This window comes from Microbacterium sp. C7(2022) (assembly GCF_028823665.1).
In the GTDB taxonomy this organism is placed as follows: domain Bacteria; phylum Actinomycetota; class Actinomycetes; order Actinomycetales; family Microbacteriaceae; genus Microbacterium.
The window spans coordinates 202,004-215,238 of record NZ_JAPEHV010000002.1 but is presented as its reverse complement, the minus strand read 5'-3'; the positions used below and the strand labels follow the sequence as shown (position 1 = coordinate 215,238).

The window sequence follows — 13,235 nt, the reverse complement described above, 5'->3', positions numbered from 1 at the left end:
CTCCGTCTGACAGCGCGAGCGATGACGGCGGTAGCGTCATGATTTTGGCGTTGGGGTACGCCGTTCTCGCAATCGTGCTGATTCTCGTGTGCGTGGATGCGACGAGCCTGTATCTCGCGCAGAAGCGGCTGGACGCGACAGCGGATGCCGCGGCGCTGGCGGCCGCCGACTCATTCACGCTCGTGGTGAAAGACGGTGAGCCTGCGGCGATCCTCACGTCGGACGGGGTGCACACAGAGGCGACTTCTCTGCTGTCCGCGATCGATGACGCTGCGGCGATCGCGTCAGCGACGACACCTGACGGAGTCTCGGCGCGGGTGACGGTGACCACCACGTGGCATCCGCCGGTCTCAACGCTCTTCGTGCCGGAAGGTGTCGTCCTCGAGTCCACCGCCACGAGTCGCACCGTCCTGCGCTGAGGGCGCCCGTGGCGGACGAGTCACGCAGTCAGCGTTTGATACCGAAAATGAAGTAACTCGCCGGTCCGATCCAGTTCACGAGAATTGCGGGCACCCATGCCCACTTCGGTCCGTTGATCTCTCGCTCGTCACGCAGACGCAGGTCCCAGAAAGCGAGAAACGCGAACGTCGCCTGGACCAGCCCGATAAGTCCGAGTGCGACGCGCCCTGCGGGGGAGACTTCCTTCTTGTTGCCCATGAAGGTTCCTTTCGGAGGCGTGAGTCCATCATGCCGTCGGTGAGCGACGCGCGCCAGCATCCGTCGAGCGTCACCGCGCACACGCACCTACCGGCTCGCAGCGTCAGCGTTGAATGAAGCGCGGGATCCAGCGTATGAAGCCCAGCGCCCCCACTAGGGCGACCGCGCCCATCGCTCCGGTGGCGACTGCCAGTGAGATGGCCGCGGCGAGGGCCGAGACAGCGAGGGGCGCCAGCGCGCCGCCGGCGTCGGTGAGCGTGCGCCACGACCCGAGGAAGGGAGCCGGATCGTCCTGGGGCGCGAGGTCGGCGCCAAGGGTGAGCAGGATGCCACTCGACAAGCCGTTCCCCACCGCCAGGACGGCTGCGAACAGCGCGAACCACATGTCGGCGGTCGCGGAGTCGTGCGTGAACGCGAGAGCGATGAGCCCCGCGCCCATGAGGACCATCGCGGGCAGGGCGGCCCACAACCTACCGAACCGATCCATGACTTGCCCGCTGGCGTAGAACAACGCGAAATCTATCGCGCCGGACACGCCAACGACGAGCGCGATCGTTTGCGCGTCAACACCGATGGAAACTCCCCAAAGTGGAAGCACCAGTTGACGCGTGGATCGAACCGCCGACAGCGCCGCCGCCGCCAGTCCCAGTCGCGACAGAATTCGTCGGTGCCGCCACATCGTTCGAAACACCCCGGCCCGCCCCTGTGTTGGGATGGAACCGGTGACCACTTCTCCGGTGTCTTCGGTGGTGGCATCCGCCTCTCGTACTGGACTCGACGGCCGATGCGTGAGGGGAGCAAAGCGTTCTTCCGGATCGGGCCCGAAGAGGACGAGTGCGATCGTCGCCGTCAAGCACGCCGCGAAGAACCAGATCGCCGCACGCTCGTCGCCCCACAGCGCCAACAATGCCGCGGCGACGAACGGGCCAACGAACATTCCCAGGCGAAAGGTGCCGCCGAGGAGCGAGAGCGCACGTGCACGAAAGGTCAGCGGCACGCGCGTCGTCATGAACGAGTGGCGCGCCAGGCCGAAGCCCGCCGCGCAGAACCCGATGACGAACACGCAGAGCGCGAACACTCCGAGCGAAGACGCGAGCGCGATTGCGCATGCTGCGAGGAGGGCCACGCACCCGGCTGTGGCCATGGTGATGCGTTCACCGAAACGCGCCACCGCCCACCCCGCGGGCAGATTCCCGCAGAGTTGGCCGACTACCAGGGCTGAGGCGACGAGTGCCGCGAGGGCGACATTTGCACCCAGGCGCGCGGCGATGACGGGAATGAGGGGGAGGATTGCGCCTTCACCGAGGGCGAAGAGCACCGTGGGGCCATAGACCATCGGGCCGAATCCGAAAAGCACCTCCCGCGCTCTGAGGGGATCGCGATGGTCGGGCACGTTTCCACGTTAGTCTGGGGTGTCATGCTTGAGCTCGATCTTTCCGCCGATATCCAGGGCCTGCGTTCCACGTTCGCCGACATCACGTCGGTCGTCGACGTCGAGGCGCTCAACGCCGAGATCGCTCGCCTGAGCGAAGAAGCTGGTGCGCCCGACCTCTGGGACGACGTCGAAAAAGCGCAGAAGGTCACCAGCGCGCTCAGTCACCGCCAGGCGGAGCTCAAGCGCATCACCGAGATCGAGCAGCGCCTCGACGACCTCGAGGTGCTCGTTGAGCTCGCTAACGAGATGGAAGACGAGGACTCGGTCGACGAGGCGCGAAAAGAGCTGGCCGAACTGACAGGAGTGATCGGACAGCTCGAAGTCCAGACGCTTCTCGACGGCGAGTACGACGAGCGCCCCGCCGTCATTACCATTCGTGCGGGTGCAGGCGGGGTGGATGCCGCGGACTTCGCAGAGATGCTGCTGCGCATGTACTTGCGATGGGCCGAGCAGCACGGATACTCGTCGACGGTGATGGACACGAGCTACGCAGAAGAGGCGGGAATCAAGTCGGCCACCTTCGAGGTCGACGCCCCGTACGCCTTCGGCACCCTGAGCGTCGAGGCCGGAACGCACCGCTTGGTCCGAATGAGCCCTTTCGGTGCTGCCGGTAAGCGCCAGACGTCGTTTGCGGCAGTGGAAGTCATCCCGCTGATGGAAGAAGCCCAGGAAGTCGACATTCCCGAGGGGGACATTCGCGTCGATGTGTTCCGTTCTTCGGGGCCCGGCGGTCAATCGGTGAATACGACCGACTCCGCGGTACGCATCACCCACCTGCCGACGGGCATCGTCGTATCGATGCAGAACGAGAAGTCACAGATTCAGAACCGTGCGGCCGCCATGCGCGTGTTGCAGTCGCGGTTGCTGCTCCTGCAGAAAGAGCAGGAAGCGGCGACCAAGAAGGAGCTCGCCGGAAACATCACGGCCAGCTGGGGCGATCAGATGCGGTCGTACGTTCTTGCCCCCTATCAAATGGTCAAGGACCTGCGAACCGAGCACGAAGTCAACAACCCGGGCGCTGTCTTCGACGGTGATCTTGACGGATTCATCGCCGCCGGCATTCGGTGGCGAAAGCGCAAGACCGAGGATTGATCGCTCTGACGGGTGTCGCAGGGTCGATGTGTGCGATGCACGCTTAGGCTCGATAGGCCATGATCCGGTTCGAGAATGTCACTAAGCACTACCGTGGCACGTCGAAGCCCGCACTCCATGATGTCGACTTCGAGGTGCTCCGCGGTGAGTTCGTCTTCCTCGTCGGGGCATCGGGATCGGGAAAGTCGACCTGTCTGCGGTTGATCCTGCGTGAGGACGTGCCCACTCACGGGCGTGTTGTCGTGCTCGGGCGTGATCTGCGCACGCTGTCGAACCGAAAGGTTCCGTACTTCCGTCGACACATCGGTGCGGTCTTCCAGGATTTTCGACTGCTCCCGAGCAAGACGGTCTTTCAGAACGTCGCGTTCACCCTTCAGGTGATCGGCTCCTCTCGTGGGTTCATTCAGCAAGCGGTGCCCGAAGTGCTTGCGCTCGTCGGGCTCGACGGCAAAGAGAAGCGATTCCCGCACGAGCTTTCCGGCGGTGAGCAGCAGCGCGTTGCGATCGCGCGTGCCCTGGTCAATCGCCCGCAGGTGTTGCTCGCGGACGAGCCGACAGGCAACCTCGACCCGGCCACTTCGGTCGACATCATGCAGTTGCTCGCGCGTATCAACGCGTCCGGTACGACGGTGGTGATGGCGACGCACGAAGCCGGGTTCGTCGATCAAATGCAGCGCCGAGTGATCGAGCTGCGTCACGGGGTCTTGGTTCGCGACGAACGGCACGGCGGGTACGGCGATACTTCTGGATTGCCTTCACTGGCACCTGTGGCCGAACGCGGCGCTGCAGCCGTGGCCGCGCTCACTGCCGTGCTCGAGGTGCAGCGGGAGGTCGCGGAGGGGCAGAATTCGAGTGCGGCCAGCGTTCCGGCATCCGATCAACCACTCCCTCCCGAGTCCGATCAGCTCGTGCCGTCGGTGGAACCTCTGAGCGCCGACGAGGACGCGACACCTCCGGCGGTGGTTCCGCCCGCGACTGCTCCCGTCTCGCTGACCGACATCGCGCGCAGCGGCGATACCGGAGCGTTTGACGTTGCGGAGCTCGGACTCGTCGACAAGCTGGGGCTCTCGGACGGCGACTCCGAAGAAGAAGTGGGGCCGACGTCGTGAGGTTTGCTCTGGTGCTGTCGGAAGCCTTCTCGGGGCTCCGGCGCAATGTGTCCATGGTCATTTCGGTGGTTTTGGTGACGTTCGTCTCGCTCACTTTTGTCGGTGCCGCGATGCTCATGCAGATGCAGATCGGCACTATGCGGGACTTCTGGGTAGACCGGGCACAGGTGGCGATCTACATGTGTACCGACATTTCGCAGGCGGTTACCTGCGCGGACGGCGCGGCTACACAGGAACAGCTCGACGAAGTGCAAGCGACGCTCGACAGCGCCGCACTGTCTTCACGCATTCGGGATGTTCGATTCGAGACCCAGGAAGAGGCGTACCAGAACGTCATCGACTTGCTCGGTGAGGACTACGCAAGCGTCATCACGCCGGATCAGATGAACCAGACCTATTGGATCAATCTGAACGATCAAACCGAGTCCGACATCATCTTCGAGGCATTCAACGGTCGGCCGGGTATCGAGCAGGTCAAGGACCAGCTCCAATACCTAGAGCCGTTGTTTTCTGCACTGACCGTGGCAACGTACATCGCTGTGGGTATCGCTGGACTCATGCTGATCGCTGCTGTCCTCTTGATCGCCACCACCATCCGACTGTCGGCCTACGCGCGCCGCCGCGAGTTAGGCATCATGCGCCTCGTGGGAGCCTCGAACAGGTTTATCCAACTGCCCTTCGTGCTGGAGGGCGTCTTCGCAGCTCTCATCGGTTCCATCCTTGCCAGCGGTGCGGTGATCGCCGGCGTTCACTTCGGCGTCAACCAATACCTGCGCGCCCGCATCGATTTCGTGACCACGTGGGTAGGGATGGACGAAGCCTGGCTCGTGATCCCCGTGCTCATCGTGATCGGCGTCGTGTTGGCGGGATTGTCTGCCGGCTTTGCGATTCGCAGGTGGCTTCGCGCATAGATCGGCGCTTGCTATGCTGGTGGGCTGCCGTGTCGGCCCTTCGCGACACCGGCATCGAGACACGAGGAGTGCGCATGCCCAGGGAACGCGGGGAGAAAGTCATCGCGACCAATCGTCGTGCGCACCACGACTATGCGATCGAGAAGACCTACGAGGCCGGGCTGGTACTCACCGGCACCGAAGTGAAATCTCTGCGCCAAGGGCGCGCGAACCTCAGCGACGGCTACGCATACATCGATGGGGGCGAAGCCTTCCTCGATGCGGTGCACATCCCCGAGTACTCACAGGGGCACTGGACGAACCATGCGTCTAAGCGCACGCGCAAGTTGCTGTTGCATAAGGAAGAGATCATCAAGATCTCGCATGCGGTGTCCGCGGGGGGCTACACCCTTGTTCCCCTCAAGCTGTACTTTTCCGATGGGCGAGCCAAAGTCGAGATCGCTGTCGCGAAGGGTAAGCGCGAGTACGAGAAGCGACAGGCCATCCGCGAACGCGAAGACAAGCGTGAAGCCGAGCGCGCCATGCGCTCGCGCAACCGCTTGGGTGAATAATTTCGGTGGTCGCGCGTAGCAAGGCGTGAGGAACTCACGTCGTGAGACGGTGTATCCTGTAGTGCTCGGGTGTACGCCACCCGAACGACAACTCCACAGTGTGACAACGGCCGCTTCCCTAGGAAGCAACGCCTCATGGCCACGGGGATGATCGGTTTCGACATCGCCTGTGACTCTGCGTGAAGCGGGCCGAGGATGCAGGGTTATCTCGTTAACGCTCTCTGCAAAACCATAAGTGCCGAAACCAAGCGCACTGAGTTCGCCCTCGCTGCCTAAGCGAGCCTGAACTCCGTCAGACCGTAGGCGTTCCCGCTACGGACCCTGGCGTCATCTAGGGGACTTGCTGCGCGATGGCGTCTGGACATCGCGTGGGACTCTTCCCAGACTGGGCTCGTCGACTTAGGTGTCTGTAACAAAGGTCGGAGCCGAGCAGAACGTCTTCACAGACTGCGCCCGGAGAAACCGTAGTCTCTCAGCGATGGACGGGGGTTCGATTCCCCCCATCTCCACTGCCGTTGTCACAGTGCTCAGGCCCTGACAGACGCGAATCTTCGCGCACTGTCAGGGCCTGAGTGTTCGCAGCGCCTGCGCTGTCTCAGGAGGCGGGCCAATCGATGAGCAGAAGGCCCTGCTTGGTGTCGGCCTGGAGAACCTCTCCGTCGATGAAGAGGTACGTCACGCCATACCCGTTCTCATCGCGGGCGAATGCTGTGTCGGGGTTCTCGGTGATGTACACGCCCTCGGCCGCGTCCTCCTGCACCCAGCCCTCAGCGACAAGCGCACGCTGTGCATCGGCGGCACCGTCTGAGTCGATCGGTGCCCAGCCGAAGATCTGCGGTTGATCGTTGGCCTGACTTTCGTAGTCGGCCCAGATGCACTGGATCCCCTCGGCGATTTCGATGTTCCCGAGGTAGAACGTTTCGGTCTTGACGCTCCACCCCACGCTGAGGAAGTCATCGACGACGGCTTGCCCGATCAGCGTTTCACACGTGGGTACTTCGGCGGGGCTGGCCGCGTCGTCCGAGGTCTCGGTGTCGGTCGTGTCGGGCTCGGATGCGGTCTCGGTGTCGTTGTTCGTGGCGGGGGCTTCGGATGCCACGGTGGTCGGCGCGGTCTGTGGCTCTCCCGTGGCGCCACATGCCGTCAGTGTAAAGGCGGTGAAAACAGCGAGAACAGTGGTGCCAAGGCGCACATGTGGGGGGATCATCGAGCGGGACTCCGGGGCGGGGGTGATCGGGGTGGGGGAGATGCGGCGGGCGTCAAGTCTGGTGAAGAAGTGCGAGGAAGTCGTCGTGGAGGATGCCGTTGGTGGCCAGCGATGACCGCGAAGAGATCGATTCGGCGCCCGCGAACGACGTGAAGCGCCCGCCGGCTTCCACGATGATCGGCACGTGCGCGGCGATGTCATACTCCTTGACATCGAACTCGGCGACGAACTCGAGCCGCCCCTCGGCGAGAAGCATGTACGGCCAGGCGTCGCCGTAGCCGCGATCGCGCCACACCGCGGTGGTCAAGCGCTCCAACGCTGCGGACTGCCCTGCGTCTCGCCACTGAGCGATGCTCTGAAAGCTCGCGCTCGCCTCGGCGAGTGTGTTCACTGGGGAAACTCTGATCGCGCGAGGTGAGCCACTGGGGGTGTTCGTCCAGGCGCCAAGAGACGTCGCGGCCCACCACCGTCGTCCGATGGCCGGCTGGCTGACGACGCCGACGCGTGGAACGCCGTCGATCGCAAGTGCGATCAGCGTCGACCACATGGGGATGCCGCGGAGGAAGTTCGCGGTGCCGTCGATTGGGTCGATGATCCATTGCCGGTTGCTCGAGCCGGTGACTCCGTACTCTTCCCCGAAGATCTCATCGTCGGGCCGTTCGGATTCGATCAGCGCGCGGATCGCGCGCTCGGTCGCCAGATCGGCGTCGGTGACATGAGACGAGTCGGCCTTGACATCGATGTGAAGGTCCGCGGCGTCGAACCGTTCCATGGACGCCTGGTCTGCGGCATCCGCGATGCGCAGCGCAAGCGCGAGGTCGCCCTCAAGGTCGCCGTCATAGGGCGCGTCGAAGCGGATGTCGGGGGAGGGGGAGGTCACATCCACCAGCGTAATCGAGCCATTTGCGCCTCGATTTCCGTGAGACCCAATCGTGATGCTAGTGTTGACCCTCGGTTCGGAAAGTTCGAATCACGCACCTCTAGCTCAATCGGCAGAGCAACTGACTCTTAATCAGTGGGTTCAGGGTTCAAGTCCCTGGGGGTGCACCGAAGGCCCCCGATCTCTCGCCAGATCAGGGGCCTTTCAGTTTGCGTCCGTCACCGTCACCAGGGTGCGCTGCCACCCTGACGAACCGTCGGGCGCGATCGGTGCACGCTCTTCCGTCTGCACGTCTCCGTTTACGTTCACAGCCCGTACGGTGAGGTAGTGCGTGCCGGGCGTGGCATCCCATTCGATGAACCACTGCACCCACGTGTTCTTGTTGATCGGCGTAGAAAGGGTGGCCGGCTGCCAATCGCCGTCGTCGATGCGCACTTCGACCCTGTCGATGCCGACCGTCTGCGCCCAGGCCATTCCCGCGACCGGCACGCGGCCTGCGTTGATCGGGGTGCCAGGGCGGGGTGTGTCAATCCGCGACGAGAACTTGATCGGTGCCTGGGCGCTGTAGCCGCGAGGAGTCCAGTACGCCTCATCCTGCGCGAACGTCGTGACGGTGAGCTGCGTGAGCCACTTCGTCGCAGAGACGTAGCCGTACAGGCCGGGAACCACCATGCGGACGGGAAAGCCGTGTTCGAGCGGGAGTGGCTCGCCGTTCATTCCGATCGCGAGGATCGCATCGAGATCGTCGTCGACCAGGGCGGACAGGGGGGTGCTCGCGGTATAGCCGTCCACGCTTCGTGAGAGCACCATGTCGGCATCAGATGCGGGTGCAGCACGCTCAAGCACCTTGCGCAGCGGGATTCCCAGCCATATCGCGTTGCCCAGAAGGTCGCCGCCGACCTCGTTCGACACGCACGTGAGGGTGATGGCGTACTCGTCGACGCCCATCGCCACAAGATCGTCGAAGCTCAGCTCGATCCGTTCACCGACCATGCCGTCAATCGTGAGCTTCCACGTCTCGGGGTCGATGGATGGCACCGTCAGCGCGGTATCGACGCGGTAGAAGTCCGCATTGCTGGTGATGAGGGGCGACAGACCCGGAACATCGAGCTGAGCGCCCTCGGGGATGGTGACCGTTGTCGTGGGTGTGGGGAGCGTCAGGGCTTTGCGCACGGCCTCGATGGACGATGTCGCCACGGTGGCAACGCGGGCGCCCGCGCCGACGATGACCGCGGAGAGTCCCGCGAGGGCGGTGAGCCGAACGAACGCGCGGCGGTCGACACCACCGGCTTGTGAGTTCTCGCGGGTGGTCGAATGTGCCCACGTCCACAATCGCGCGACGAGGAGGCGCACGATGACACATGCCGAGACGGTCGCAGTGACTGTGGGGATGACCGAGATGAATGTCGCTCCAGCACGGGTAAGGACAGCTGCCCCCGAGAGGACGCCCGCAACGGTGAAAGCAACAAGCCCCAGCGGCGGCCGCGCGAACTGCACGATTCCGGCGAGGGCGGATGCGATGACAACGGCGAGCCCGAGTCCTACCAGCAACGCGATCTTGTCGTACTCGGCGAATGTCTCGATCGCGAATTCCTTGAACGGTTGAGGCACGATGTCGATCACGAAGCCACCGACGGCGAGGATCGGGCTGCCGTCGCGCGCGAACACCAGGGAGAGGATCTCTGCGACTGCGAGGAACACTGCCGCGCTGACGACGCCAGCGACAGCGCTCCACGCCCAAAAAGACGCACGAGGTGTGATGCGTGCCATGCTCCGACCTCCCTTGCCGGCGGCCCGGCATCATGAGGAGTTCGTTGCGTGGCGGCAAACGGATTGGTGGCCGCCTACCTGCCAGCGGCGATTCGTGTGGAGAGTTGATGCGCGTGCGCCAGCAGTGTGCGACCCAGTTCTGCCAAGCGCGCGGGACCGAAGCGAAACTCCACTCCCGTGAGACTCAGCGCCCACTGGGGGTGTCCTTCGGGCGTGAACACGGCGGCCCCGATGCCGTAGCTCCCCTCGACGATGAGACCAGGGTTGACGGCGAAGCCTCGTTCTTTCGTGTCGTGAAGGCGAGCACGCAGACGTCGCGGGTCATGTGATGCGCCCCAGCGGTCGGCGAGTTCGGGATGCCGCTCAAAGTACGCGTCCACATCGTGCTCTGGGAGAAAAGCCAGGATCGCGAGTCCTGCAGAGGCTACTCCCAGCGGGAAGCGCACCCCTTCGGAGAGTACGAACGATCGGATGGGGAAGCTACCTTCCTCGCGGAGCAGGCACACGGTTTCGTCGCCGCGCCGCACCGAGAGAAACGCGCTCTCTTCGGTGCGTACCGCGAGGGATCGCACAATGTCTCGCGCGGTTGCGGTGATGTCGTATCGGGATGCCGCGACCGTGCCCATCAGGTAAAGCTCGGGCCCCGGCATCCACCGCCCGGTGCGCTGATCCTGGTCGACCAGCCCTTCGTTCTGCAGGGCCGCCAGCAGGCGGTGTGTGGTCGGACGGGTGAGGTCGGCGCGAGCGGCGAGTTCGGTGACGGTGATGCCGGTGGACGCGGCTTGTGTGACGAGCCGTAACAGCATCGCGGCACGCGCAACCGACTGCGTGCCGGGTATAGAACGGGCCGGGGCATGGGGAGGGTTGTCCACAATGTGGACGCTACGCTCCATTCATTCCACATCGCAACCTACGTCGTGCACCGTCATCGGCTGCGGGCGAAGAATGGTGCTGCAAGCCTGATGGATGCAAGGGCGGAACGTGACGACGAAGGAGTGCGCGTGATCGACAAGACGGTGACGTCGGCGGCGGAGGCCGTGGCAGACGTAGGCGACGGTGCCAGTCTCGCCGTGGGCGGGTTCGGGTTGTCTGGCAACCCCATCGCGTTGATCCAAGCGATCCTCGCGCAGGGCACGAGAGATCTGAGTATTGTCAGCAACAATTGCGGCGTCGACGATTGGGGACTGGGCGTCCTGCTCAACGCGAAGCGCATCCGCAAGATGACCTCGTCCTACGTGGGCGAGAATAAGGAGTTCGAACGCCAATTCCTCTCGGGCGAACTGGAACTCGAGCTCACTCCGCAGGGGACACTTGCCGAGAAGCTCCGAGCAGGCGGGGCGGGGATCGCCGCGTTCTACACGCAGACCGGCGTCGGTACGCAAGTTGCCGAAGGTGGTCTTCCTCGGCGCTACGACGGTGATGGCGGCGTCGCTGTCGCATCGCCAGCCAAGGACGTACGGAGCTTCACGATTGACGGAGAGCCGCGTGACTACGTCCTCGAAGAGGCGATCGTGACGGACTTTGCGCTCGTGCACGCCGCACGCGGAGATCGGCACGGCAACCTGATCTTCAACAAGGCCGCACGCAATTTCAACCCGCTCGCCGCGATGGCTGGACGCGTCTGCATCGCTCAGGTGGAAGAACTCGTCGAACCTGGCGAGCTCGACCCGGACAGCATCCATTTGCCCGGAATTTACGTGCACCGTGTTCTCGAGGTCGGCACCGACATCGAAAAGCGCATTGAGCGGCGCACCGTCGCCTCACCGACGACAGGAATGTGACGATGACACTCACTCGTGACCAGATGGCAGCCCGCGCGGCGCGCGAACTCGCCGACGGCGCCTACGTGAACCTCGGAATCGGACTCCCCACCCTGGTGCCCAATCACGTCCCAGACGACGTGACGGTGGTGTTGCAGTCTGAGAACGGCATCCTCGGTGTTGGGCCCTACCCCGCCGAGAGCAAGGTCGACCCCGACCTCATCAACGCCGGAAAGGAGACGGTCACCGTAAGATCGGGCGCCGCGTTCTTCGATTCCGCCACCAGCTTCGGAATGATTCGGGCAGGGAAGGTGGATGCCGCGATTCTCGGCGCGATGCAGGTTTCGGCCTCGGGTGACCTGGCCAACTGGATGATCCCGGGCAAGATGGTCAAGGGCCCCGGCGGGGCGATGGATCTCGTCCACGGAGCCGCAAAGGTGATCGTCCTTATGGAGCACGTCGCGCGCGATGGCTCGCCGAAGATCGTGGGCCAGTGCTCGCTGCCCCTGACGGGCCGCGGCGTGGTCGATCGCATCATCACCGATTTGGCGGTGATCGATGTGGCCGACACGGGGCTCGTGCTTGTCGAACTCGCGCCGGGTGTGACGGTCGAAGACGTCATCGCGGCAACCGAGCCCCCGCTGACCATTTCCCCCGATTTGAAGGTGACATCATGACGCAGAACGACATCGTTATTGTTGCGGCGGCGCGCACGCCACAAGGGCGGCTCAAAGGGCAATTGGCCAGTCTCACGGCCGTTCAGTTGGGCAGCTTCGCCATCCGTGGGGCGCTCGAGCGTGGGGGAGTGCCTGCAGCAGACGTCGACGCCGTCGTTGTTGGCCAGGTGCTCCCGGCGGGCGTGGGCCAGAACCCCGCACGGCAGGCAGCAGTTGGCGCCGGCATCGGATGGGATGTGCCGGCATCCTCAGTGAACAAGGTGTGCTTGTCCGGGTTGACGGCCGTCATCGACGCGAAACGAATGATCGCCACGGGCGATGCGAGGGTCGTCGTAGCGGCCGGCATGGAATCGATGTCGCGGGCGCCGCATCTGCTCACGGGGTCTCGTGAGGGGTGGACGTACGGGTCGGTCGAGGTGCTCGACCACATGGCGTACGACGGGCTCACGGACGCTTTCGACGACGAGAGCATGGGGGCGTCGACCGAGCGGCATAACGCGCGACTCGGGCTCACGCGGGAAGAACAAGATGCTGTCGCTGCGCGCTCACACCAGCGAGCGGCCTCAGCACAACGCGAGGGACGATTCGAGGCGGAAATCGTCCCCGTGGAGATTCCGCAGCGCAAGGGCGACCCCGTCCAGGTCACCACGGACGAGGGCATCCGGCCCGACACCACCGCGGAAAGCTTGGCCGGCCTGCGTCCGGCCTTCGCGAAGGACGGCACGATCACTGCCGGGAGCGCTTCGCAGATTTCGGATGGCGCATCGGCGGTCGTACTCACCACCCGCGCGCACGCCGACGAGAACGGCTGGGCGGTGCTGGCGGTCGTGGGTGCGAGCGGCCAGGTTGCAGGGCCTGATAATTCGTTGCACTCGCAGCCTTCGCGTGCGATTGGCCAGGCGTGCCAGAAACAGGGAATCGACCCGACGAGTCTCGACTTCGTCGAGATCAATGAGGCATTCGGCGCCGTCGTCGCCCAATCACAGAAAGAGTTGGGGCTCACCGATGACGTGGTCAATCCTGACGGAGGCGGGATCGCTGTCGGACACCCGATCGGTGCGTCAGGAAACCGGCTCGTGGTGCACGCGGTGCACGAGCTAGTTCGGCGTGGTGGCGGTACCGCCGCCGTCGGGCTCTGCGGCGGTGGCGGTCAGGGAGAAGCGCTGATCCTCACACGCTGACGACG

Annotated in this window: 14 protein-coding genes, 1 tRNA gene and 1 other RNA gene; 10 read left to right on the top strand and 6 right to left on the bottom strand. The window is 64.2% G+C overall.

Annotated features, from left to right (window positions below; genetic code table 11):
* Positions 1-38: 38 nt before the first annotated feature.
* Positions 39-419, top strand: a complete 381-nt coding sequence (locus ON062_RS03125; protein ID WP_274645667.1) for a pilus assembly protein TadG-related protein — start codon at positions 39-41, stop codon at positions 417-419.
* A gap of 28 nt (positions 420-447) precedes the next feature.
* Here ON062_RS03125 and ON062_RS03120 read toward each other — a convergent pair whose 3' ends face one another.
* The gene (locus ON062_RS03120) at positions 448-657 is read right to left on the bottom strand and encodes a PLDc N-terminal domain-containing protein (protein ID WP_274645666.1); all 210 of its coding nucleotides are present in this window, start codon (positions 655-657) and stop codon (positions 448-450) included.
* A 103-nt stretch (positions 658-760) separates the two neighbouring features.
* Positions 761-1,993, bottom strand: a complete 1,233-nt coding sequence (locus ON062_RS03115; protein ID WP_274645875.1) for an MFS transporter — start codon at positions 1,991-1,993, stop codon at positions 761-763.
* Between the two features lie 81 nt (positions 1,994-2,074).
* Between ON062_RS03115 and prfB the strand changes: the two genes are divergently transcribed.
* From prfB to ssrA, 5 genes are all read left to right on the top strand, one after another.
* A complete protein-coding gene (gene prfB / locus ON062_RS03110; protein ID WP_274645665.1) occupies positions 2,075-3,184 on the top strand; it encodes a peptide chain release factor 2 in 1,110 nt (369 codons plus the stop codon).
* A gap of 59 nt (positions 3,185-3,243) precedes the next feature.
* Positions 3,244-4,293 (top strand): cell division ATP-binding protein FtsE, encoded by a 1,050-nt coding sequence (ftsE, locus tag ON062_RS03105; protein ID WP_274645664.1) that lies wholly within the window; start codon positions 3,244-3,246, stop codon positions 4,291-4,293.
* Entirely contained in the window at positions 4,290-5,204 is a 915-nt protein-coding gene (gene ftsX, locus ON062_RS03100; protein ID WP_274645663.1) for a permease-like cell division protein FtsX, read from the top strand. Before ftsE ends, ftsX begins: the two co-directional genes overlap by 4 nt.
* Before the next feature lie 74 nt (positions 5,205-5,278).
* Positions 5,279-5,755, top strand: a complete 477-nt coding sequence (gene smpB, locus ON062_RS03095) for an SsrA-binding protein SmpB (RefSeq protein WP_274645662.1) — start codon at positions 5,279-5,281, stop codon at positions 5,753-5,755.
* 143 nt (positions 5,756-5,898) lie between these two features.
* Positions 5,899-6,267, top strand: a transfer-messenger RNA (tmRNA) gene (gene ssrA / locus ON062_RS03090).
* An 83-nt stretch (positions 6,268-6,350) separates the two neighbouring features.
* Here the strand turns inward: ssrA and ON062_RS03085 are convergent.
* Together ON062_RS03085 and ON062_RS03080 are read right to left on the bottom strand one after the other, a co-directional pair.
* On the bottom strand, positions 6,351-6,854 hold the full coding sequence (locus tag ON062_RS03085) for a hypothetical protein (RefSeq protein WP_274645661.1): 504 nt from the start codon (positions 6,852-6,854) through the stop codon (positions 6,351-6,353).
* A 160-nt stretch (positions 6,855-7,014) separates the two neighbouring features.
* Positions 7,015-7,842, bottom strand: a complete 828-nt coding sequence (locus ON062_RS03080) for an inositol monophosphatase family protein (RefSeq protein ID WP_274645660.1) — start codon at positions 7,840-7,842, stop codon at positions 7,015-7,017.
* Between the two features lie 94 nt (positions 7,843-7,936).
* On the opposite strand from ON062_RS03080, the gene ON062_RS03075 reads away from it, so the two are divergent.
* Positions 7,937-8,009, top strand: a tRNA-Lys gene (locus tag ON062_RS03075).
* 37 nt (positions 8,010-8,046) lie between these two features.
* Here ON062_RS03075 and ON062_RS03070 read toward each other — a convergent pair.
* Complete coding sequence (locus ON062_RS03070) at positions 8,047-9,612, bottom strand: molybdopterin-dependent oxidoreductase (RefSeq protein WP_274645659.1); 1,566 nt, start codon at positions 9,610-9,612, stop codon at positions 8,047-8,049.
* Positions 9,613-9,686: 74 nt separating this feature from the next.
* Complete coding sequence (locus ON062_RS03065) at positions 9,687-10,505, bottom strand: IclR family transcriptional regulator (protein WP_274645658.1); 819 nt, start codon at positions 10,503-10,505, stop codon at positions 9,687-9,689.
* Between the two features lie 108 nt (positions 10,506-10,613).
* Between ON062_RS03065 and ON062_RS03060 the strand changes: the two genes are divergently transcribed.
* The 3 genes from ON062_RS03060 to ON062_RS03050 are packed head-to-tail and all read left to right on the top strand — an operon-like array spanning position 10,614 to position 13,230.
* Complete coding sequence (locus ON062_RS03060; protein WP_274645657.1) at positions 10,614-11,393, top strand: CoA transferase subunit A; 780 nt, start codon at positions 10,614-10,616, stop codon at positions 11,391-11,393.
* Between the two features lie 2 nt (positions 11,394-11,395).
* On the top strand, positions 11,396-12,049 hold the full coding sequence (locus ON062_RS03055) for a CoA transferase subunit B (RefSeq protein WP_274645656.1): 654 nt from the start codon (positions 11,396-11,398) through the stop codon (positions 12,047-12,049).
* Positions 12,046-13,230: an acetyl-CoA C-acetyltransferase gene (locus ON062_RS03050; RefSeq protein ID WP_274645655.1), complete on the top strand. Its 1,185-nt coding sequence runs from the start codon at positions 12,046-12,048 to the stop codon at positions 13,228-13,230. Before ON062_RS03055 ends, ON062_RS03050 begins: the two co-directional genes overlap by 4 nt.
* The last annotated feature ends 5 nt before the right edge of the window (positions 13,231-13,235 follow it).

Excerpts from the sequence above, each read along its gene's own strand:
- ON062_RS03125 (WP_274645667.1), top strand. The coding sequence starts at position 39 with ATGATTTTGGCGTTGGGGTACGCCGTTCTCGCAATCGTGCTGATTCTC.
- ON062_RS03120 (WP_274645666.1), bottom strand. The coding sequence starts at position 657 with ATGGGCAACAAGAAGGAAGTCTCCCCCGCAGGGCGCGTCGCACTCGGA.
- ON062_RS03115 (WP_274645875.1), bottom strand. The coding sequence starts at position 1,993 with ATGGTCTATGGCCCCACGGTGCTCTTCGCCCTCGGTGAAGGCGCAATC.
- prfB (WP_274645665.1), top strand. The coding sequence starts at position 2,075 with ATGCTTGAGCTCGATCTTTCCGCCGATATCCAGGGCCTGCGTTCCACG.
- ftsE (WP_274645664.1), top strand. The coding sequence starts at position 3,244 with ATGATCCGGTTCGAGAATGTCACTAAGCACTACCGTGGCACGTCGAAG.
- smpB (WP_274645662.1), top strand. The coding sequence starts at position 5,279 with ATGCCCAGGGAACGCGGGGAGAAAGTCATCGCGACCAATCGTCGTGCG.
- ON062_RS03070 (WP_274645659.1), bottom strand. The coding sequence starts at position 9,612 with ATGGCACGCATCACACCTCGTGCGTCTTTTTGGGCGTGGAGCGCTGTC.
- ON062_RS03065 (WP_274645658.1), bottom strand. The coding sequence starts at position 10,505 with ATGGAGCGTAGCGTCCACATTGTGGACAACCCTCCCCATGCCCCGGCC.
- ON062_RS03055 (WP_274645656.1), top strand. The coding sequence starts at position 11,396 with ATGACACTCACTCGTGACCAGATGGCAGCCCGCGCGGCGCGCGAACTC.
- ON062_RS03050 (WP_274645655.1), top strand. The coding sequence starts at position 12,046 with ATGACGCAGAACGACATCGTTATTGTTGCGGCGGCGCGCACGCCACAA.